The sequence below is a fragment of the Caulobacter sp. GW821-FHT11E10 genome (assembly GCF_058808375.1).
Genome location: NZ_JBXARP010000004.1, coordinates 34,092 through 53,592, shown reverse-complemented (window position 1 = coordinate 53,592; position 19,501 = coordinate 34,092). Strand labels below are relative to the sequence as shown.

Below are 19,501 nucleotides of genomic sequence, written 5' to 3'. Positions count from 1 at the left end.
CATGGCCGGCATCGCCGCCTGGGGCGCCTATGCGCCGCGTCTTCGCTTGAGCCGCAAGGCGGTGACCGAGGCGAATGCCTGGGTCGCCCCGAACCTGAAGGCCAAGGGCAAGGGCGAACGCGCGATGGCCAACTGGGACGAGGACGCCCTGACCATGGCGGTCGAGGCGGCCCGCGACGCCCTGGGGCCCGACGACGATCGATCTCACATCGACAGCCTCTATTTCGCCTCGACCACCGCGCCGTTCGCCGACCGCCTGAACGCGGGCATCGTCTCGGCGGCGCTCACCCTCGAAAAGTCGATCACGGCGAGCGATGTGACCGGCTCACAGCGCTGCGGCCTGACGGCGCTGGGCCAGGCGCTGGCGAGCGGCGGAACGGCCCTCGTGGCCGTCGGCGAGCACCGCAAGGCGCGGGCGGTCTCGGCCCAGGAACTGGACTTCGGCGACGGCGCGGCCGCCTTTGTCGTCACCGACGCTCCGGGCGCAGCGGAACTGCTCGGGCGGGGCTCGGTGACGTCCGACTTCGTCGACCACTTCCGAGGCGACGACGGAGGTTTCGACTACTACTGGGAGGAGCGCTGGATCCGGGACGAGGGCATCGTCAAGCTGGTCCCGCCGGCGATCCGGAAGGCGCTTGAAGTCGCCGGCCTGACGCCTGATCAGGTCGACCATTTCTGCTTTCCCTCGACCTTCGCCGGCATGGCCGCGACCCTGGCCAAGACGGTCGGGTTCAAGCCGGAAGCCGTTCGCGACAACCTGGCCGGCGTCATGGGCGAGGCCGGCTGCGCTCATGGTCCGATCATGCTCGCGCATGCGCTGGAACAGGCGAAGGCCGGCGAGGTCATTCTGGTCGCCCAGTTCGGCCAAGGCGCCGAGGCCTTGGTGTTCCGCGCCACCGGCCAAGGCCAGCGCCCCGCACGCGGTGTCGCCGGCGCGCTGGCCGACCGCCAGGAAGAGACCAACTATCTGAAGTTCCTGACCTTCAATGGCCTCGTCGACTGGGACAAGGGCATGCGGGCCGAGAAGGACAACAAGACGGCCCTGACCACCCTCTATCGCAACGAGGACATGATCCTGGGCCTGGTCGGCGGCCGCTGTCGCGAGACCGGTGTCGTCCAGTTTCCCCGCACCCGCATCTCGGTCGCGCCGAACAATCCGGCCGTCGACACCCAGGAGCCGTACCGCTTCGCCGAGCGGAAGGCCTCGGTGCTCAGCTACTCGGCCGACTACCTGACCTTCTCGATGAGCCCGCCCAACCACTACGGCATGATCGTGTTCGAGGGCGGCGGGCGGATCATGATGGACATCACCGACGTCGCGCCAGGCGATGTCGAGACCGGCCTGCCGGTGCGGATGGTGTTCCGCATCAAGGAGATCGACGAGAAGCGCGGCTTCACTCGCTATTTCTGGAAGGCCACGCCGGACCGCGCGGCGATCCCCGCCCAAACCACTCAAGCCGCCGAATAGGGAGACCGCCATGCCACAGGGTATCCGCGACAAGGTCGCCATCCTCGGAATGGGCTGTTCGAAGTTCGGAGAGCGCTGGGACGCCGGTCCCGACGACCTGATGGTCGAGGCCTATCTGGAAGCCATGCAGGACGCCGGTATCGAGCCCACCCAGCTGGACGCGGCCTGGTTCTCGACCCACATCGACGAGATCGGCACGGGCAAGGGCGGCACGCCGCTGTCGGTCGCCCTGCGCCTGCCCAACATCGCCGTCACCCGGGTGGAGAACTTCTGCGCCTCCGGCTCGGAAGCCTTCCGGGGCGCTGTCTATGCCGTCGCCGCCGGCGCGGCCGACATCGCCCTGGCGGTCGGGGTCGAGAAACTGAAGGACACCGGCTATGGCGGCTTGCCGGTCGGCAATCCCGGCACGCTCAATCCGCAGGTCATGCCCAATGGCTCGGCCCCCGGCAACTTCGCCCAACTGGCCAGCGCCTATCGCGCCAAGCACGGGGTGTCGAAGGACGACCTCAAGCGCGCCATCGCCCATGTCTCGGTCAAGAGCCACGCCAACGGCGCCAAGAACCCCAAGGCCCATCTGCGCAAGCCGATCACCGCCGAGCAGGCCCTGAACGCTCCGATGATCGCCGAGCCCCTGGGCTTGTTCGACTGTTGTGGGGTCTCGGACGGCGCGGCGGCGGCCATCGTCACCACGCCCGAGATCGCCCGCGGCCTGGGAAAGCACCACCTGGTCACCGTCAAGGCCCTGCAGCTGTCGGTCTCGAACGGCTACGAGAGCCAGTACAACGGCTGGGACGGCAGCCACTTCCACACGGCCCGCATCGCCGCCGGCAAGGCCTACAAGGAGGCCGGCATCGAGCGTCCGCGCGAGCAGATCTCGATGATGGAGGTGCACGACTGCTTCTCGATCACCGAACTGGTGACGATGGAGGACCTATTCATCTCGCCCGAGGGCCAGGGCTGGCGCGACGTGCTGGACGGCTTCTACGACGCCGACGGCGGGGTGCCGTGCCAGATCGACGGCGGCCTCAAATGCTTCGGCCACCCGATCGGGGCCTCGGGCCTGCGGATGCTCTACGAGATGTACCTGCAACTGCAGGGACGGGCCGGGGAGCGGCAGCTGTCCAATCCCGTCTTCGGCATGACCCACAATCTGGGTGGCGCGCCGGCCAGCAATGTCTGCTCGGTCGCGATCATCGGCCAGGAAGGGGCTTAGAAAAGGGGCTTAAAGGGCGCGAAGCCTTGGTGTACCCAAGGTCGCATGGGTCGGTTCAAAGGCTTCAAGCGCTGGATCTTCGCGGGGGCGGCGCTGTTCCTGGCGCTGTTCCTGAGCGCGGCCTTCATCTGGCGCTACGACATCCTCAGCAACGCCCTGGATCCCAAGGTCCCGTTCCTGACCTATCGCCCACCGCCCGCGCCCGACTACGGCAAGCGGGAGTCCTGGGCGCTGCTCCCCCGGGACCCGGACGGCGCGGCGCCGGCCGACCTGCCGGTCGACGTCTTCTTCGTCCATCCGACCACCTTCGACGGCGGTCGCGACTGGAACGGCGGCATCGACCAGCCCAAGGCCATGCGGTTCCTGTCGCGGGTGGTGATCCCCAACTACGCCGGACCGTTCGATCGAGTCGGACGAGTGTTCGCGCCACGCTACCGCCAGGCCAGCCTCTACACCTACCTGACCCTGCGGGACGACGCGCGCGAGGCGCGGCGGTTCGCTTACGGCGACGTCAAACAGGCCTTCGCCGCCTTCCTGGTCCGCTACAACCATGATCGACCGTTCGTCATCGTCGGGGTCGAGCAGGGCGGCTCCCTGGCCGCGCGCCTGCTGCGCGAAGAGATCGCCACCCGGCCGGAGCTGAAGCATCGCTTGGTCGCGGCCTATCTGATCGAGACCGCCGTGCCGGCCGACGAGTACGCGCCCGATTCACCGACGCCGGCCTGTGAACGCAAGGGCGAGACCGGTTGCGTGGCCGCCTGGATCGCGGTGCAGGAGGGCGATTTCCAGGGCGTCCAGACGGTCATGGGCCGATCCCTGGTCTGGGATGGCGCCGACCAGCTGGTCAATCTCGAACACCGCGCGCCGCTGTGCTTCAACCCGCTGCTGGGCGGCGTCTCGCTGGAGCGGGCGCCGGCGCGGCTGAACCTGGGCGCGGCCAACGCCACCGGGCTGGAGTGGGGCGCGAGGCCGGCCTTCCTGCAGCGCCAGGTCGCGGCCCGGTGCGAGGACGGGATCCTGCGCACCAGCAAGCCGAAGTCGAGCGCGCTGCGTGACACGGGATCTTGGGCCGATCGGCGCAAGGTCGACGGCTACAACCTGTTCTATGTCGACCTGGAGGCGGACGCCCTGGCGCGGGCCGCGGTCCTGACCGGCCGACCGCTAGCCGTGGGGGGCGTCGCTCAGTAGGGCGGCCAAGCCGCCATAGGTCGGCTGGTCGATCGCGATCTGGCCGATGGCGGTGGCCCGCAGATGGGCCAGCAGGGCAGGCTCGAGCGGGTCCATTTTTCCGTCCCTCAGGGCCTCGCAAAGGTGAGCGTTGAGCGCGGCGTAGTCGCCGGGCTCGCTCAGCAACGCAGCCAGTCGTTCGGTGGCTTCGACCTCCAAACGCGCACCCCGCTCGGCCTCGCGGGCCAGGGTCGCGCGGGCGTTGTCGGCGACCCGGGCGAGGAAGGCGTGGCGCGCATCGCCGGGGGCCGGGGCCTCCGCGTCGAAGACAGCGATCGCTTCGGCGAGTTCGGCGGCGGTCGGATGGCTGATCATGCGCCCTCCATCAGGGCGACGAGATCGATCTCGGTTTCGCTGGTCCGCCGGCCGATCATGGCGCGCTCGATCGAGCGATCCGCGCCCGAAGCGAAGCTCTGGTACATCATCAGGCACATGACGCCCCACTTCAGCGACCCCAGGGCCTGCCAGAACCGCAGGTGATCCAGGGTCACGGCGCCGTCGTAGCCGGCCAGCAGGTCGCCATAGTCGCCGAAGCCGCCCACCGGCTTGCGCCATTCGCCGAAGCGCCAGGAATTGACGCAGATCCAGCCCAGGTCCTCGGCCGGATCGCCCAGATGGGCCAACTCCCAGTCGAGGACGCCGACCAGACCCTGCTCGGGGTGGATCATCAAATTGCCATTGCGGAAATCGCCGTGCACCAGCACCGGTCGCTCGGGCGGCGGCGGGGCGATGCGCTCCAGCCAGCGAAAGGCCGCCTCCAGGATCGGCCTCCGGGCGTCCATCTGGCGATAGATGGCCTCGTAGCGGGCCAGTTCGCCGCGCGCGTCAGAGGTCGCCAGGGGCGGCAGGTCTTCGGTCGGAACCGCCTGGATGCGGGCCAGCACCTCGCCGCAGCGCCGCGCCAGTGTAGGCCGGACACCGGCGAAGGCCTCGTCGCGGACGATGCGGCGGCCCAGGGTCTCGCCCTCCAACCGGCGCATGACATAGGCCTCGCCGAGGCCGTCGCCGGGATCGCAGACATGGACGACGCTGGGCGCCGGCGCGCCGGCGGCGCCGGCCGCGCGGATGAGGGCGGCTTCGGACGCCAGGGGCAGGGCGGTGTCGCGCATCGCCGCGCCGTCGGGGCGTCGGCGCAGGATCAGCGGCGTCCCGTCGTCGAGATCGAACGCCCAGGTTTCCAGGCTGGCCCCGCCCGACAGGCGGTGGGCATTGGACGCTCCGGTCGCGGTCGGCGACAGGCGCGGAGCGAGCTGGTCGAGGGCGACGGCGACGTCCATGACCCAAGCTTCCCGCCTTCACCCAGCGTCACGCAATAGCCTGGCGTCTTTACGGCGCGCCCGCAGCGCCTTACGCAACGAAGCTCAACTGCTGTTCAGGATCGCCCATGCCCTCCGGTCTCGCCGCGCTGCTCGATGACGTCGCTGGCATCACCAAGATCGCCGCCGCCTCGCTGGACGATGTCAGCGCCGCCGCCGGCAAGGCCGGGACCAAGGCCGTGGGCGTGGTGGTCGACGACGCCGCCGTGACGCCCGGCTACGCCATGGGCTTCACGCCCGACCGCGAGCTGCCGATCGTCTGGAAGATCGCGTTGGGGTCGCTGCGCAACAAACTTCTGTTCCTGTTGCCCGGCGCGCTGTTGCTCAGCGCCTTCGCGCCCTGGGCCGTGACGCCGCTGCTGATGCTGGGCGGCGCCTATCTGGCCTTCGAGGCGACCGAGAAGGTCCTGGAGGCCTTCACGCCGCAGGCCGAGGGCGAGGCGATCGAGGAACTGGCGCTCAGCGGTCCCGAACTGGAGAAGGAAAAGGTCAACGGCGCCATCCGCACCGACTTCATCCTGTCGGCCGAGATCATGGCCATCGCCCTGGCCGACGTGGCCGGCAAGCCCCTGGCCATCCAGGCCGGCGCCCTGGCCCTGGTCGGCGTGCTGCTGACCATCGGCGTCTACGGCGTCGTGGCCCTGATCGTGAAGATGGACGACATCGGTCTGCACCTGGCCCAACGCAAGTCGAAGAGCGTCGCCGGTTTCGGCCGGGGCCTGGTCAAGGCCATGCCCTACACCATGGAAGGCCTGACGGTGATCGGCACGGCGGCTATGCTGTGGGTCGGCGGCGGCATCATCGTTCATGGCCTGGAGCACTTCCACCTGACGCCGATCCCGCATTGGGTCGAGGGCTTCAAGCACTGGGCGGCGCAAGCCCCCGGCATTGGCGGTTTCACCGGCTGGCTGGCCTTCGCCCTGGGCTCGGCCGTCGTCGGCCTGGCGGTCGGCGGCGTCCTGGCCGGGGTCATGCACCTCTGGCATCACCGCAAGGGCGCGGCGGCGCACTAGCGCCCCGGCTCTAGCCCGCGTCGTGCAACGGCGAGGCGGGTTTCCAGTCGAACAGTTCCTGCAGCATCCGCAGGGCCTGGCCGCGCGGTGAGGTCAGCTCCGGGTCGCGCGCCAGGATCAGGCGGGCGTCGTCGGCGGCCACGGCGATCAGGTCGCGATGCGCCACAGGATCCGCCAGGCGATAGGCTGGGAAGCCGCTCTGCTTGAGACCGAGCGGATCGCCGCCCCCGCGCAGTTCCAGGTCCTTCTCGGCGATCTCGAAGCCGTCGTCGCTGCGCCGCAGGATGTCGAGGCGCTGCTGGGCCACCTCCGACAGCGGCGGATCATAGAGCAGCACGCATGAGCTCTCACGCGTGCCTCGGCCGACGCGACCGCGCAGCTGGTGCAGCTGGGCCAGGCCGAAGCGGTCGGCGTGTTCGATGACCATGATGCTGGCGTTGGGGACGTTCACGCCCACCTCGACCACCGTGGTGGCGACCAGCACGCTGACCTCGCCGTCGACGAAGCGCTGCATCACCGCGTCCTTCTCGGCGACCGGCATCTGGCCGTGGACGAGGCCGACCGACGGGCCCAGCTGACTGCGCAGGTCGGCGGCGCGATCCTCGGCGGCGCGCAGTTCGACCTTGTCCGACTCCGAGACCAGTGGGCAGATCCAGAAAGCCTGGGCGCCGCCGGCGATCGCGCCGCGCAGGCGCTCGACGATCTCGGGTACGCGCGGCGTCGGCGCGGCGCGTGTGGCGACCGGTGTGCGGCCCGGCGGCTTCTCGTCGATGCGCGAGACGTCGAGGTCGCCGAAGACGGTCAGCTCCAAGGTGCGGGGGATCGGCGTGGCCGACATGGCCAGCAGGTGGACGCCTTCACCCTTGTCCTGCAAGCGGCGGCGCTCGTTGACGCCGAAGCGATGCTGTTCGTCGATGATGGTCAGGGCCAAGGAGTGGAAGACCACGTCGTCCTGGAACAGCGCGTGGGTGCCGACGGCGACATGATGGGTTCCATCCGCCAGGCCCAGGAGTTTGGCGGAACGACCCGCGCCCTTGTCGCGGCCGGTCAGCAGGACCGCCGACAGGCCCAGGGCCTTCAGCGGCGCGGCGATGGTCTCGTAGTGCTGGCGAGCCAGGATCTCGGTCGGGGCCATCAGGGCCGATTGCAGGCCGGCGCCGGCGACATCGGCCATGGCCAGCATGGCGACCACCGTCTTGCCCGAACCGACATCGCCCTGCAGCAAGCGGCTCATCCGTTCACCGGAAGCAAGATCGCCGCGAATCTCGGACAGCGAGCGGATCTGGGCGCCGGTCAGCTTGAACGGCAGGGCCCTCTCGGCGGCGTCGGACAAGGGGCTGGCGGGAATGCGCGGGCCAGGTGTCGTGCGCCGCGCGGCCTTGCGCTGGGCCAGGGCCAGTTGGTGGGCCAGCAACTCGTCATAGGCCAGGCGGCGACGGGAGCGGGACAGCGGTGAGAGATCGGTCTCGCTGGCGGGCCCGTGGGCGGCCGCCAAAGCCTCCCGCCAGCCGGGAAACTTCTCGCGCTCACGCCAGGCGGCGTCCTGCCATTCGGGCAGTTCCGGCGTGCGGTCCAGAGCCTCGAGGGCGAACTTGCGGAAGGTGCGGGACGGCAGGCCGGCGGTCGCTGGGTAGACGGTCTCGACCTCGGGGATATCCGCAGCCCGTTGCTCGGCGACGATGTAGTCCGGGTGGGCGATCTGCAGTTCGGAAGCGAAGCCGTCGGCTCGCTCGACCTTGCCGCTGACGGCGCGACGCTCGCCCTTGGGGTGCTGGCGTTCCAGGTGCGGGCCGTGGCCCTTGAACCAGATCAGGGTGAGAAAGCCCGTCCCGTCCCAGGCGCGGATCTTCCACGGCTGCCCAAGGCGATGCGGCGGCTGGTGGGCGTCGATCGTGACGAGGAAGGTCTGGACCTGATTCTCGACCGCCTGGGCGACCGTGGTCACGCTGCGGCGGATCAGGCCGGTCGGCGTTGTGAACAGCACGTCCCGCACGATCGGGCCCGCCAGCTTTTCGACCAGCGGCGCGACGCGCGGGCCCACGCCTTTCAGCGTGGACACCGAGGTGAACAGGGGAAAGAGAATCTCCGGGCGCATCTGACGGGACCTTAGCCGCGTCCGCGCCCGGGGCGCACTAGCTTAGTCGGCCTGATTCATGACCGGCTGCAGCGCGATCACGATGTCGGAATACTCATCGGCCCGCGAAGCGCCGGAGACGTTCAGGCGTGTGTACAGCCACGTCGCGCCATGGCGCGCATAGGCCTCGGACCAGCGCGTCTTGGAGTCGATCAGATTGTTGGCCTCGCCCGCGTAGACGACGGCGCCCTTGGCGTCGACGTACACGTAGTTGCCGGCGATCGTGGTGTTGGGATCACCATTCTCGGCCAGCTTATAGCGATAGACGGCGCCCGAGGCGCCCTTGAGTTCGATGTAAGGCTTCACGCTGTCCTCGCCATAAAAAACACCCGGCGTAAGGCGCTCAGGTCGTGAAGCGTCCCGTGGGCCAAATTATGGCTGCCAAAACTATGGCTGGAGGACACCTGACCTGGCGAGGAACCGACGGGTCCGCTCCTCGCGCGGCGAGGCGAGAAGCTGGCGGGACGGTCCTTGCTCTACGATCACGCCGCCGTCCATGAAAATCGTGCGATCAGCTACATCTCGCGCGAAATCCATCTGGTGCGTGACGATGACCATGGTGCGTTTTTCGACCGCCAGATCGCGGATCACGGCCAGGACTTCGCCGACCAGTTCGGGGTCGAGCGCCGAGGTCGGTTCGTCGAACAGGATGACCTCGGGGTCCATGGCCAGCGCCCGGGCGATGGCGCAGCGCTGCTGCTGGCCGCCGGAGAGCGCGGCGGGATAGGCGTCGGCGCGCTCGCCCAGCCCGACCTTTTCCAGCAGGGCCAGACCCTTGGCGCGGGCCTGGGCCGGATCGGCCTTGCGGACGACGATCGGGCCCTCGGCCACGTTCTCCAGCGCCGTGCGGTGCGGGAAGAGGTTGAAGCTTTGGAAGACGAAGCCGACCCGGCCGTTCAGTCGCTTGGCCAGCGGAACCTTGCCGCCATTCGCCACGCCCGCGATGGTCAGGTCGCCGTCGTTGAGCAGCTCCAGGCCCGCCAGGCAGCGGAGCAGGGTGCTCTTGCCCGAGCCGCTGGGACCGATGATGGCGACCACCTCGCCCGGCGAGACGGTCAGGTCGACCCCGGCCAGCACGGGGGTGTCGCCGAAGCTCTTCTTCAGGCCCTTGGCGTCGATCGCGCTCATCGGCGGCCCTCCGCGGCGCGGCGTTCGAGGCGGCTCTGGAACGCGGCGAGTACGGTCGAAAGGATCCAGTAGATGGCCGCCGCGGCCAGATACATCGTGAAGATCTCGTAGGTGCGCGCGGTGATCAGCTGGGCCTGGCGGAACAGCTCAGGCACCTGGATCGTGGCGGCCAGCGAGGTGTCCTTCACCAGGCCGATGAAGCTGTTCGACAGCGGCGCCAGGGCCGTTCGCGCGGCCTGGGGCAGGATCACCCGGCGCAGGGCCTGGCCCCGGCTCATGCCCAGCACGCTGGCGGCTTCCCACTGGCCCTTGTCGATGGCGTCGATGGCGCTGCGCAGGATCTCGCAGCTATAGGCCGCGACGTTCAGCGAGAAGCCGATCCCGGCGGCCAGCAGCGGCGGCATCTCGATCCCGAACTGCGGCAGACCGTAATAGATCAGGAAAAGCTGCACCAACAGCGGCGTGCCCCGGAAGGCCGAGACATAGACCGCCGCCGGCCAGCGCAGCAGCGGCGTCCGCGACAGGCGCATCAGGGCCAGGCCAAAGCCCAGCACGACGCCGATGCCCATGCCGATGACGCTCAGCAGGACAGTATAGCCGGCGCCTTTCAGCAGCAGCGGCGCTGACTGGATCAGCAGGTCGAGACCGGTGTCCATGGCCTAGCGAGTCACGTCCATGCCGAACCACTGCTGCGAGATCGACGTCAAGTCGCCACTCTTGCGCAGGGCGTCGATGGCCTGGTCGATCACGATCTTGAGGCCGGGGTCCTTCCTCATCGCCACGCCCGCGCCCTGGGCCGCGAACGGCGGGCCCGAGGCGACGAATTCCGGCGAGGTCTTGACGAAGTCGGCGGCGACCAGGCGGTCGTTCAGCACCGCGTCGGTACGGCCGGCGCGCAGGTCCTGGTACTTGGTCGGATCATCGTCATAGGTGCGCACGTCGGCGCCGGGGACGTTGGCGCGGATCCACTGCTCGTAGTTGGTGCCAAGGCCCACACCGACCTTCTTGCCGGCCAGGTGCTCGGGCTTGGTGATGCCCGTCTTGTCCTTGAGCGTGATGATCTGGATGCCCGAGACGGTATAGGGCTCGGAGAAATCGTACTTGGCCTGGCGGTCGGGGGTGATGGTGATCTGGTTGATCACGACATCGACGCGGCCTGATTCCAGCGAGCCCAGCAGGCCGGCGAACGGCGCCGGGCTGAACTCGGCCTTGAGGCCCAACTGCGCGGCCAGGGCCTTGCCGAAGTCGATCTCGAAACCGGCCAGCTGGCCGTCCTTGTCCTGGAAGTTGAAGGGCGGGTAGGTGCCTTCCAGGCCGATACGCAGCTTGCCGGACGCCTTGATCCGCTCCCAGGCGCTGGCGCCGGCCGCGGGCTTCTGGCCGCAGGCGGCGAGCAGGGCAAGGCCGAGACCGGAAAGAACGGCGCGGCGGGCAGGGAATCGCATCGGACAGACCTTTAGGCGAAACAATCTCGCCTTTTCTATACGGGCGCGCGCCGTTCGCCAGCCCGAACATGACCGTGTTCGCCGTAGGCGGATCGTGACCGCGATTTAAGCTGACGCCGTTCGCGGACTCACGGTGTCCTTCCCAGTTCATCTCTGGGGAGAGGGATATGGCTCAATCATTCGATCCGGCGGCCGCGACCGCCGCCTATCTGGCGCAGCTTCCGCCGGAAGCGCACGTCAAGGCGCAACACTACACCCAGGGCGGCCACTGGGTGCTGCTGTGGGGTTTCCTGGTCACCCTGCTGGCCGCCTGGATCATCATCCGCACCGGGGTCTTGACCAAGGTTCAGCAGGGTGTGGAGCGCAAGAAGGGGCGGCCGTTCCTGGCCAGCCTGGTCGTCGCCTCCGTCTATGTCGCCTTCAGCTGGCTGCTGGAGCTGCCCTGGTCGGTCTATTCGAACTGGTGGCGCGAAAAGCAGTACGGCCTGACCAGCCAGGCCTTCGGCGGTTGGCTGAAGGAGAACCTGATGGGGACCGCGATCTCGATCGTGTTCACCGGGCTGTTCCTGGCGCTGCTCTACCTGTTGATCCGCAAGGCGCGGCGGCTGTGGTGGCTGTGGGCCGGCGGGCTGACGGCCGGCTTCATCATCTTCGGCATGCTGATCGCACCGATCTATATCGAGCCGCTGTTCAACAAGTACACGCCCGCGCCGGCCGGCCCTGTCCGCGACGAGGTCGTGGCCATGGCCACCTCGGTCGGGATCCCGCACGACAAGATCTTCGTCTACGACGGCTCCAAGCAGTCCAACGCCTATACCGCCAACGTCTCGGGCTTGGGCGGCTCGGCCCGGGTGGCGATGAGCGACACCATGTTCAAGAAGGGCGCGGACATCGCCGAGGTGCGCGGCGTGGTCGGCCACGAGATGGGGCACTACGCCCATCAGCATTCACTGTGGATCACCGGCATCTTCGCCGTGCTGGCCGTCGGGGCTTTCTTCATCGTCGATCGGACCTTCCCCTGGTTCGCCGCGGCGTTGAACGCCAAGGGCGTCACCGGGATCGCCGATCCCGCCGGCCTGCCGGTTCTCGGCGTGATCCTGGCGGTGCTGGGGCTGCTGGGCGGTCCGATCACCAACACCCTGATCCGCGAGGTCGAGAGCGACGCCGACCGCTACAGCCTGGTCCATTTCAACGAACCGGACGGCCTGGCCAAGGCGCTGGTCAAGACCATCGAGTACCGCGCCGCGACGCCGTCCAAGCTGGAAGAGGTGCTGTTCTACGACCACCCGGCCGTGGGCGTCCGCGTCCGCCGGGCGATGGACTGGAAGGCGACGCATCCGAAGTCTTGACCTACGAAAAAGCCCCGCGTCTTTGGACGCGGGGCTTTGACTTGCTGGTCTGCGCCGCGCCTACCGCTTGCGCACGAACACCGTGCCGGCCGAATAACCCGCCCCGAAGCTGCAGATCAGGCCCGTCTCGCCCGGCGCGAAGTCGTCATTGGCCTGGTGGAAGGCGATGATCGAGCCGGCCGAGCTGGTGTTGGCGTACTCGTCCAGGATGATGACGTTCTCTTCCGGGCTCGGGTCGCGGCCCAGGACCTTGCGGCCGATCATCTCGTTCATGTTGATGTTGGCCTGGTGCAGCCACAGGCGCTTCAGCGCGTGCGGGTCGAGGCCCAGGTCGGCCGCGTGCTCGACGATCATCTCGCTGACCATAGGCACCACCTCCCGGAACACCTTGCGGCCTTCCTGGACGAACAGCTTGTCGCGCGCGCCTTCGCCCTCGGGCGCTGCGCGGTTCAGGAAGCCGAAGTTGTTGCGGATGTTGTTCGAGAACTGGGTCTTCAGGCGCGTGCCCAGGATTTCCCAGCCGTCCGTGGCCTGGGCGGCGTCCTCGACGATCACGGCGGTCGCCACGTCGCCGAAGATGAAGTGGCTGTCGCGGTCCTTGAAGTTCAGGTGGCCCGAGCAGATCTCGGGATTGACCATCAGCACGGCCTTGGCGCTGCCGGTCGTCACGAAGTCGGCGGCGGTCTTGATGCCGAAGGTGGCGGACGAGCACGCCACGTTCATGTCGAAGGCGAAGCCCTCGATGCCGAGGGCCTGCTGGATCTCGATGGCCATGGCCGGGTAGGGGCGCTGCATGTTCGAGGCGGCGCAGATCACCGCGCCGATTTCCGACACCGGCTTGCCCCAGCGCGCGATCGCCTGCTTGGCCGCCTCGACCGCCATTTCGGCCAGGATCGACAGCTCGTCGTTCGAGCGTTCGGGCAGGATCGGTCGCATCAGATCGGGATCAAGGATGCCGTCCTTGTTCATCACGAAGCGCGACTTGATGCCGGACGCCTTCTCGATGAACTCGGGCGAGGAGGGAGCCAGCGCGACCACGTCGCCGGCCGTGATGGCCTCGGCGTTGGCGGCGTTGAAACGCTCGACGAAGGCGTTGAAGGCCTCGACCAGCTCCGTATTCGAAATGGCGAAGGGCGGGGTGTACAGCCCCGTGGCGGCGATGACGGCTTGCGGCAAGGCGACGGTCCCGATGATGGCGCGCGGACCTCGTCCTCTAGTGGGGCGGGCCCGCGTTCTGACGCTTGTTTGACTCCATGGATAGCATGGATGACGCCCCCGTCATCACTGCGGCATTTCGGTCACGACACGGAATGACCTCAAACGCGACCGTGAACCGCCGCATGGCCGCCGCGTTATCCGCCTACCACGGGCTGGCTGAGGGAGCTGAAGACTACGAGTAGAATTGGAGTACAAGAATGAAGACTCTCATTGCCACCACCCTGGTCGCCGGTTCGGTTCTCGCGGCCCCGCTCTATGCACAAGCTCAAAACTCGAACGAGGTCTATGGTTCGCTGAACTATGGTCAAACTCGGACGAATGGCGCCGACACCGGCGCTATTCAAGGACGCATCGGCGCCAAGCTTACGCCTAATTTCGGCGTTGAAGGCGAAGTGGCTGGCGGGGTCGATGGTGACAAGACCTACACGCCCGGCGGTCCGGCCAATGTGAAGATGCAGCATCAGGCCGCGGCCTATGCCGTGGGCTTCCTGCCGGTGACCCCGAACCTCGATCTTCTGGCCCGCGCCGGCTACGGCACGACCAAGTTCAGCACCAAGAATCCGGCCGCCACCGAGTTCGACGGCAGCCGCGAAAGCTGGAACTACGGCGTCGGCGCCGAGTACAAGTTCGATGACAAGAACGGCCTGCGCGCGGACTACACCAAGTCGGAATACACCAAGAGCGATCTGAGCTCGAACACGCTGTCGGTGGGCTACGTCCGCCGCTTCTAGGTCTGGCGTTCTAGCCATGAAAAACGGCGCGCCTCCCAAGGGGCGCGCCGTCACTATGTCAGGCTGGAGCTAGCTGACGATCGTAGGCTGCTCCGACGCGGGCGGCCCGCCGTAGTAGTGGTTGTGGATCACCGGACCGTTCCCGCCCGGACCGGTCCGGCCCTTCGGGTCCTCGCCGTAGCGGTTGGCGCCGGGCGTGCCGTCTAGGAGGGTGAAGACGAAGATCACCAGGCCGCCGAACGGGATCAAGCCCAGCAGCAGCAACCAGCCCGACTTGTCGCTGTCGTGCAGACGACGGACCGAGACAGCCAGACTCGGAAGGAGCATGGCCAGGTAGAAGACGCCGACCAGCAGCATCAGGATCGCGGCGAAGCCCATGCCGCCCGCTGACTCCGCGTTCGAGGCGACGGCCGCGCCGACGCCCGCGAACATCAAGACGAAGCCGGACACCAAGCCGGATAGAAACAGGAACAGGCTAAACAGCCAGTATTCCGAGCGGCGCGCGCGCCCTTCGAACGTCGCGTACTTGCGCAACGGCTCCAACATCAACGACATCGATCTTCCCCCTCCAGAGCGCGGAAAAACGCTCAACCGGAGGAAGTTTAAGCAAGAGCGGATCGCGCCGTAAAGCGCAGCGGCTTGACGGCGCCGCGCCGCTCGGCAATCTGAACGGCAATAAGTTACGGGGGGATGCGTCGGTCTTGGACAAGGCGCTGTTGATTCAATTGGGCGGCTCCGTGGTCGCCGTGGCTTTGCTTGTGGCGTTCGCGGCTTGGCTGGGCGTGGCCCGATCGACGCCGCCGCTCGATGCCGAGTCCGCGAAGGCGCTGCTCGCCGTCGAATTTCCCGATCATCAGCCGGACGCCGTCTGGATCGCCGCCGATGGCGCCGCCGTCATCGCGCGCGAGGGCGTCCTGGCGCTGATCCTCTACCGGCGCGGCGACGGCTATGTCGCCCGTGATTTGCCATGGTCGACCGTCTCGGCCCTGAAACCGACCCATGGCCGGCTTACCGTGCGCCTGGCCGACGCCCGTGCCGTCTTCGCCGTCAACGACGACGTCTGGCCGCCGAAAGAGCTCGCCTGATGCTGAAAGCCCCGTTCGACCCCGTCCAGCTGGCCATCCCGTTCTTTGTGCTGGCCATAATCCTAGAGATCCTGCTGGGCCGTCTCGGCAAGGCCAAGGCCAATTACGAGACGCGCGACACGGCCATGTCTCTGGGCATGGGCCTGGGCAGCACCATCGCCGGGGCGCTGCTGGGCGGGGTGATCTTCGCCGCCACGGTCTGGGTATGGCAGCACCGGATCTTCACGATCCCGATGACGGCGATCTGGGCCTGGGTGGCGGTCTTCCTGCTGGAGGACCTGACCTACTACTGGTTCCATCGCATCGCCCACGAGCGGCGCTTCTGGTGGGCCAGCCACGTCAACCACCACACCTCGACCCACTACAACCTGTCGACCGCCCTGCGCCAGACCTGGACCGGCGGGATCGCCGGCACCTGGCTGCTGTGGCTGCCGATGTCGTTCCTGGGTTTCCCGCCGGCCATGGTGGCGATCCAGAAGGGCGTCAGCCTCGTCTACCAGTTCTGGATCCACACCGAGGCGATCAAGCGCATGCCGCGCTGGTTCGAGGCGGTGTTCAACACGCCCTCGCATCACCGCGTGCACCATGCCCGCAACGCCCGCTATCTGGACGCCAACTACGCCGGCATCCTGATCATCTGGGACCGCATGTTCGGCACCTTCAACCCGGAGGTCGACGACGAGCCCTGCCGCTATGGCACGGTGAAGAACCTCGGCAATTTCAACCTGCTGCACAACGTCTTCCACGAATGGATCGGCATCGGGAAGGACGTCGTCTCGTCGAAATCGCCGCGTGAGGCCCTGGGCTACGTCTTCGGTCCGCCGGGCTGGAGCCCCGACGGTTCGCGCGACACCTCCCACACGCTGAAGGCCAAGTGGCGGGCGCGGGTCGAGGCGGAGAAGACCGCGAACACCTAGGGCTTCGGCGCGTAGGGACTGGTCGGCTTCCAGCGCGGCCGTCGCGGCGCGTTCGCGACCGTTTCGGACAGGGCGTAGAAGAACCGGTTGAAGGCCCCGGCCGCTTCGAAGTCCATCGGCTGGTTGATGTCGTCCTGAGGCCGGTGGTAGCGGACCTCGTACCACTCGCGATAGCGGCGCTCGGCATCGGATCCGGGTTCGTAGCCGAACACGAAACCCACCGCCGGCACGCCGATCTGGATGAACTCCCAGCTGTCGGCCCGCATCAGCAGGCGACGCTCGGGCTCGGGATCGGGCTGGACGCGGATGCCTTGAGCCGAGGCGACTTCGCGGGCGGTCGATCCGAGGTCGCTGTCCTCCAGTCCCATCACCGTCATCAGCTTCAGCGGAAACAGCGGCCGCAACTGGTCGAGGTTGATGTTGGCCACGATGCCGGCCTTGGGCACGGTGGGATGGCGCGCGAACCATTTGGCTCCCAGCAGGCCCTTCTCCTCGCCGGTGAACGAGGCCAGGAGCACGCTGCGCTTCAGCGGCTTGCTCTTGTGGCGCTCGGCGAAGCGGATCAGCAGGCCGACATAGGCGGCGTCGTCCAGCGTTCCGTTGTAGAGGCCATCGCCCGCGACCGGCTCGCCGTGGCCATAGCCATCCAGGTGGGCCGAGAGGACCAGGTGCTCGGCCGCGAGGTTTGGGTCCGAGCCCGGCATCAGCGCCAGGACGTTGGTCGCCGTGTAGTCGCGACTAGACACCTTGAAGCGCGCCGCGATGCGGCCGGGGACGTCGAAGGCGGGCAGGGGCGCCTGGGTTCCGCCCGCCTTGAGCAACGCCTTGGCGTCTTGGCCCGTCCCGTCGATCAGGATCGCCAGCGCCTCGGCATTCAGCGACATCGACACGAACCCATTGGATTTGGGCATCGGCGCATCGGCCAGACTCACGGCGCGGACATAGGCGAGGGGCCAGCGGGCTGGCTCAAGGGTGATGTAGGGATCGGCGACCTGGATGATCCCGACGGCGCCGGCGGCCTGGGTCGCCATCACGCGCTGGCCCGGCGTGGTCATGCCGGGGCGCCGGGTGTCGAAGCAGATCACCACCTTGCCCTTGGCGCCCGCCACGTCCTCGGGCCGGCAATAGCCGCCGAAGGTGAGCGGCGCATCGAGGGCGGGGGTCAGGTCTTCGGTGGCGCGCACCGTGAACTGGTGCAGGAACTTCAGCGGCGCGGTCTTGCCGCTGCCGACGACCGCGACATCGGCGCTATCGATCCGGACCTCATGCACGGGGAAGGCCTGGAAGAAGGTCCCGTTGTCGCCGGCCGGCTTCAGGCCAGCGGCCTTCAGGCGCGCGGCGACCCACTGGTTGGCGCGATCGTGGCCTGGCGAGCCGATGTCGCGGCCCTCCATCGCGTCGGAGCTGAGGGTTTCGGCGATCCGCCACCATTCGCGGGTGTCGCGGTCCTTGATGCCCGCCGTGCGGGGCTCGGCGCTCGCCGTCGACAGGGCCAGCGGCAAGACGGCCAGCAGCGCGGCCGCCGTCGCGCCGGCGGTCAGGTTCAGGTTCTTGGACACCAGATGCTCCCCCTCAATCGCGCAGTAGCGGCAGCGACAGCCCCGTGGCCTGACGCGTCGCCAGCATTTCCCGGCGGAAGCGGAAGAGCTCCGCGGGCCGGCCGCCGGTCTCGGCGTCGAGACGGCCCAGGCCTTCGACCAGTTCCTCGCGCTCGACCACACGGCGGAAGTTCTGTTTGTGCAGCGGCACGCCGGCTATGGCTTCGACCGTGCGCTGCAGGGTCGAGAGGGTGAACTCCTCGGGCGTCAGTTCGAACACCACTGGGCGGTATTTGATCTTGCCGCGCAGGCGCGAAAGCCCCGTGGCCAGGATCCGTCGGTGGTCCGAGATCATCGGCTCGCCCAACGCGGCCGAAAGCGCGACGGGTTCGGCCGGGTCATGGCCGTCGGCGCGGGCCCGGTCGCGGGCGGCTTCGGGGGCCAGGCCGGCCTCGTAGAGCAGCTCGTACCGCTCCAGCACCCGCTCCTCGTTCCACGGCGCGCCGTCCAGGGCGAAGGCCAGGCGCGCGCGCGACCACTTGGCGGTGTCGTCGCCGGCCCAGCGGCGCAGGGCAGGGGCGATGGCGTCGTCCAAAAGGGCTGGCCGGCCAACCCGCCAGTCTTCCCAGGGAAAGAACCGGGTCCAGGGGGCCCAGGCGGTGTCGGGGGCGTCGGTGTCGACCGCCTTGGGCGTCAGGCCCAGATAGCCGACCGAGACCACGCGCGCCGCGCCGGCCCCGACCTCGGCGCGCGGGGCGTCGCGGCCCTTGTCGCCGAAGGTGTAGAGCTGCTCGACATAGCCGAGCTGGAACCGGGTCTGCGCGGTCACGAAGGCGCGAAGGCCCAGCTCGAAGGTGCGGTGCGCCTCGGGATCGAACGGGCCGAACGGCAGGCCCGAGAGCGGAGAGGCGACGTCGGTGACGGCGTCGTGCGGTCGTACGGTCAGGACGACGGCCTCGCCGTCGCGGATCGCGACGACTACCGCCGAAAGGCCAATGACGACCGAGATGCTCATTCGGTCTCGAACGCCGCGCCGGGCGCGGATTCGTAGCCGGCCGCGCGCGACAGCACGTGGAAGCGCTGCACGTAGCGCGCCTGGGCTTCGAACGGCGGCTGCGGGATGATGCGAAGATCATAGCCGGCCGGCGGCGCCCCGAAGATCGACAGGGACTCGGCGTGCTCGAAACCCGCCAGCTGGGTCGCCTCGAAGAAGGCGCAGGCGCGATCGGCCTGCTTGATCAGCTTCTTGATCGGAGCGGGGGTCTTCACGGGCAGGCCGAAGCGGATGTGGATGGCGTCTTCCAGCCTGGCTTCGAAATCCTTGTAGCTCACGCCCAGGGCCGCTTTGAACGGGCTGATCATGTCGCCGATCACATATTCACTGGCGTCGTGGAGCAGAGCGGCCAGGCGCCAACGCGGCTCCAGGTCCGGCTTGATGTGCGTGGCGATCTCCTCGACCACCAGGCTGTGCTGAGCCACCGAGAAACCGTGGTCGCCGACCGTCTGGCCGTTCCATCGCGCGACGCGGGCAAGGCCATGGGCGATGTCCTCGATCTCGATGTCCATCGGCGACGGATCGAGCAAGTCGAGCCGACGTCCGGAGAGCATCCTTTGCCAGGCACGAGGCGGTCCGCCCCTATGCAGCCCTTTGGCCACGAGATCGTTCCTTATGGTGAAGGTGGTTGACTGACCCATCGATTGAGAAAGATCAATGTGGCC

General features: G+C 68.0%; 19 protein-coding genes and 1 pseudogene. 8 read left to right on the top strand and 12 right to left on the bottom strand.

Features of this window, described 5'->3' with window-relative positions:
• Window position 1: 1 nt before the first annotated feature.
• The 3 genes from AC1RRV_RS09115 to AC1RRV_RS09105 are packed head-to-tail and all read left to right on the top strand — an operon-like array spanning window position 2 to window position 3,869.
• Window positions 2-1,468 carry an OB-fold domain-containing protein gene (locus AC1RRV_RS09115; RefSeq protein ID WP_492859299.1) on the top strand — a complete coding sequence of 489 codons (1,467 nt, stop codon included), beginning with the start codon at window positions 2-4 and terminating at the stop codon, window positions 1,466-1,468.
• 10 nt (window positions 1,469-1,478) lie between these two features.
• Window positions 1,479-2,681, top strand: coding sequence for an acetyl-CoA acetyltransferase (locus AC1RRV_RS09110; RefSeq protein ID WP_492859297.1), 1,203 nt, complete (start codon window positions 1,479-1,481; stop codon window positions 2,679-2,681).
• 45 nt (window positions 2,682-2,726) lie between these two features.
• Window positions 2,727-3,869 carry a DUF3089 domain-containing protein gene (locus AC1RRV_RS09105; protein WP_492859296.1) on the top strand — a complete coding sequence of 381 codons (1,143 nt, stop codon included), beginning with the start codon at window positions 2,727-2,729 and terminating at the stop codon, window positions 3,867-3,869.
• Here AC1RRV_RS09105 and AC1RRV_RS09100 read toward each other — a convergent pair.
• Both AC1RRV_RS09100 and AC1RRV_RS09095 read right to left on the bottom strand, forming a co-directional pair.
• Window positions 3,843-4,223, bottom strand: coding sequence for a DUF6285 domain-containing protein (locus AC1RRV_RS09100; protein ID WP_492859295.1), 381 nt, complete (start codon window positions 4,221-4,223; stop codon window positions 3,843-3,845). The genes AC1RRV_RS09105 and AC1RRV_RS09100 overlap by 27 nt on opposite strands.
• A complete protein-coding gene (locus AC1RRV_RS09095; RefSeq protein ID WP_492859294.1) occupies window positions 4,220-5,185 on the bottom strand; it encodes a phosphotransferase family protein in 966 nt (321 codons plus the stop codon). The genes AC1RRV_RS09100 and AC1RRV_RS09095 overlap by 4 nt, the downstream gene beginning before the upstream one ends.
• Before the next feature lie 107 nt (window positions 5,186-5,292).
• On the opposite strand from AC1RRV_RS09095, the gene AC1RRV_RS09090 reads away from it, so the two are divergent.
• On the top strand, window positions 5,293-6,237 hold the full coding sequence (locus tag AC1RRV_RS09090) for a DUF808 domain-containing protein (protein ID WP_492859293.1): 945 nt from the start codon (window positions 5,293-5,295) through the stop codon (window positions 6,235-6,237).
• 10 nt (window positions 6,238-6,247) lie between these two features.
• Here AC1RRV_RS09090 and recG read toward each other — a convergent pair whose 3' ends face one another.
• The 5 genes from recG to tcyJ all read right to left on the bottom strand — a co-directional run bounded on the left by recG (window position 6,248) and on the right by tcyJ (window position 10,944).
• Entirely contained in the window at window positions 6,248-8,332 is a 2,085-nt protein-coding gene (gene recG / locus AC1RRV_RS09085) for an ATP-dependent DNA helicase RecG (protein ID WP_492859292.1), read from the bottom strand.
• 42 nt (window positions 8,333-8,374) lie between these two features.
• Window positions 8,375-8,677, bottom strand: a complete 303-nt coding sequence (locus AC1RRV_RS09080; RefSeq protein WP_492859291.1) for a hypothetical protein — start codon at window positions 8,675-8,677, stop codon at window positions 8,375-8,377.
• Window positions 8,678-8,758: 81 nt separating this feature from the next.
• The gene (locus AC1RRV_RS09075) at window positions 8,759-9,499 is read right to left on the bottom strand and encodes an amino acid ABC transporter ATP-binding protein (RefSeq protein WP_492859290.1); all 741 of its coding nucleotides are present in this window, start codon (window positions 9,497-9,499) and stop codon (window positions 8,759-8,761) included.
• Window positions 9,496-10,155 carry a cystine ABC transporter permease gene (gene tcyL / locus AC1RRV_RS09070; protein WP_492859289.1) on the bottom strand — a complete coding sequence of 220 codons (660 nt, stop codon included), beginning with the start codon at window positions 10,153-10,155 and terminating at the stop codon, window positions 9,496-9,498. Before tcyL ends, AC1RRV_RS09075 begins: the two co-directional genes overlap by 4 nt.
• Window positions 10,156-10,158: 3 nt before the next feature.
• Window positions 10,159-10,944: a cystine ABC transporter substrate-binding protein gene (gene tcyJ, locus AC1RRV_RS09065; protein WP_492859288.1), complete on the bottom strand. Its 786-nt coding sequence runs from the start codon at window positions 10,942-10,944 to the stop codon at window positions 10,159-10,161.
• A gap of 167 nt (window positions 10,945-11,111) precedes the next feature.
• Here tcyJ and AC1RRV_RS09060 point away from each other — a divergent pair, with 167 nt between their 5' ends.
• Window positions 11,112-12,293: a M48 family metallopeptidase gene (locus AC1RRV_RS09060; protein ID WP_492859287.1), complete on the top strand. Its 1,182-nt coding sequence runs from the start codon at window positions 11,112-11,114 to the stop codon at window positions 12,291-12,293.
• Window positions 12,294-12,353: 60 nt separating this feature from the next.
• Here AC1RRV_RS09060 and AC1RRV_RS09055 read toward each other — a convergent pair whose 3' ends face one another.
• Window positions 12,354-13,469 (bottom strand): beta-ketoacyl-ACP synthase III, encoded by a 1,116-nt coding sequence (locus tag AC1RRV_RS09055; protein ID WP_492859286.1) that lies wholly within the window; start codon window positions 13,467-13,469, stop codon window positions 12,354-12,356.
• A 239-nt stretch (window positions 13,470-13,708) separates the two neighbouring features.
• On the opposite strand from AC1RRV_RS09055, the gene AC1RRV_RS09050 reads away from it, so the two are divergent.
• Window positions 13,709-14,242: a porin family protein gene (locus tag AC1RRV_RS09050; protein ID WP_492859285.1), complete on the top strand. Its 534-nt coding sequence runs from the start codon at window positions 13,709-13,711 to the stop codon at window positions 14,240-14,242.
• A 69-nt stretch (window positions 14,243-14,311) separates the two neighbouring features.
• Here AC1RRV_RS09050 and AC1RRV_RS09045 read toward each other — a convergent pair whose 3' ends face one another.
• Window positions 14,312-14,797, bottom strand: coding sequence for a DUF805 domain-containing protein (locus tag AC1RRV_RS09045; RefSeq protein WP_492859284.1), 486 nt, complete (start codon window positions 14,795-14,797; stop codon window positions 14,312-14,314).
• A 146-nt stretch (window positions 14,798-14,943) separates the two neighbouring features.
• Here AC1RRV_RS09045 and AC1RRV_RS09040 point away from each other — a divergent pair, with 146 nt between their 5' ends.
• Both AC1RRV_RS09040 and AC1RRV_RS09035 read left to right on the top strand, forming a co-directional pair.
• Window positions 14,944-15,327, top strand: coding sequence for a hypothetical protein (locus AC1RRV_RS09040; RefSeq protein WP_492859283.1), 384 nt, complete (start codon window positions 14,944-14,946; stop codon window positions 15,325-15,327).
• Complete coding sequence (locus AC1RRV_RS09035; RefSeq protein ID WP_492859282.1) at window positions 15,327-16,244, top strand: sterol desaturase family protein; 918 nt, start codon at window positions 15,327-15,329, stop codon at window positions 16,242-16,244. Before AC1RRV_RS09040 ends, AC1RRV_RS09035 begins: the two co-directional genes overlap by 1 nt.
• Here AC1RRV_RS09035 and AC1RRV_RS09030 read toward each other — a convergent pair.
• The 3 genes and pseudogenes from AC1RRV_RS09030 to AC1RRV_RS09020 form a co-directional block, all read right to left on the bottom strand.
• On the bottom strand, window positions 16,241-17,803 hold the full coding sequence (locus tag AC1RRV_RS09030) for a M28 family peptidase (protein ID WP_492859281.1): 1,563 nt from the start codon (window positions 17,801-17,803) through the stop codon (window positions 16,241-16,243). The two genes, AC1RRV_RS09035 and AC1RRV_RS09030, sit on opposite strands and share 4 nt — an antisense overlap.
• A 13-nt stretch (window positions 17,804-17,816) precedes the next feature.
• Window positions 17,817-18,828 (bottom strand): annotated as a pseudogene (locus tag AC1RRV_RS09025) (NUDIX hydrolase); the annotation flags it as partial.
• The gene (locus tag AC1RRV_RS09020; RefSeq protein WP_492859280.1) at window positions 18,794-19,438 is read right to left on the bottom strand and encodes a YfbR-like 5'-deoxynucleotidase; all 645 of its coding nucleotides are present in this window, start codon (window positions 19,436-19,438) and stop codon (window positions 18,794-18,796) included. The gene AC1RRV_RS09020 and the pseudogene AC1RRV_RS09025, both read right to left, overlap by 35 nt.
• Window positions 19,439-19,501 lie beyond the last annotated feature (63 nt).

Excerpts from the sequence above, each read along its gene's own strand:
- AC1RRV_RS09115 (WP_492859299.1), top strand. The coding sequence starts at position 2 with ATGGCCGGCATCGCCGCCTGGGGCGCCTATGCGCCGCGTCTTCGCTTG.
- AC1RRV_RS09110 (WP_492859297.1), top strand. The coding sequence starts at position 1,479 with ATGCCACAGGGTATCCGCGACAAGGTCGCCATCCTCGGAATGGGCTGT.
- AC1RRV_RS09105 (WP_492859296.1), top strand. The coding sequence starts at position 2,727 with ATGGGTCGGTTCAAAGGCTTCAAGCGCTGGATCTTCGCGGGGGCGGCG.
- AC1RRV_RS09100 (WP_492859295.1), bottom strand. The coding sequence starts at position 4,223 with ATGATCAGCCATCCGACCGCCGCCGAACTCGCCGAAGCGATCGCTGTC.
- AC1RRV_RS09095 (WP_492859294.1), bottom strand. The coding sequence starts at position 5,185 with ATGGACGTCGCCGTCGCCCTCGACCAGCTCGCTCCGCGCCTGTCGCCG.
- AC1RRV_RS09090 (WP_492859293.1), top strand. The coding sequence starts at position 5,293 with ATGCCCTCCGGTCTCGCCGCGCTGCTCGATGACGTCGCTGGCATCACC.
- recG (WP_492859292.1), bottom strand. The coding sequence starts at position 8,332 with ATGCGCCCGGAGATTCTCTTTCCCCTGTTCACCTCGGTGTCCACGCTG.
- AC1RRV_RS09075 (WP_492859290.1), bottom strand. The coding sequence starts at position 9,499 with ATGAGCGCGATCGACGCCAAGGGCCTGAAGAAGAGCTTCGGCGACACC.
- tcyL (WP_492859289.1), bottom strand. The coding sequence starts at position 10,155 with ATGGACACCGGTCTCGACCTGCTGATCCAGTCAGCGCCGCTGCTGCTG.
- tcyJ (WP_492859288.1), bottom strand. The coding sequence starts at position 10,944 with ATGCGATTCCCTGCCCGCCGCGCCGTTCTTTCCGGTCTCGGCCTTGCC.
- AC1RRV_RS09060 (WP_492859287.1), top strand. The coding sequence starts at position 11,112 with ATGGCTCAATCATTCGATCCGGCGGCCGCGACCGCCGCCTATCTGGCG.
- AC1RRV_RS09050 (WP_492859285.1), top strand. The coding sequence starts at position 13,709 with ATGAAGACTCTCATTGCCACCACCCTGGTCGCCGGTTCGGTTCTCGCG.
- AC1RRV_RS09045 (WP_492859284.1), bottom strand. The coding sequence starts at position 14,797 with ATGTCGTTGATGTTGGAGCCGTTGCGCAAGTACGCGACGTTCGAAGGG.
- AC1RRV_RS09035 (WP_492859282.1), top strand. The coding sequence starts at position 15,327 with ATGCTGAAAGCCCCGTTCGACCCCGTCCAGCTGGCCATCCCGTTCTTT.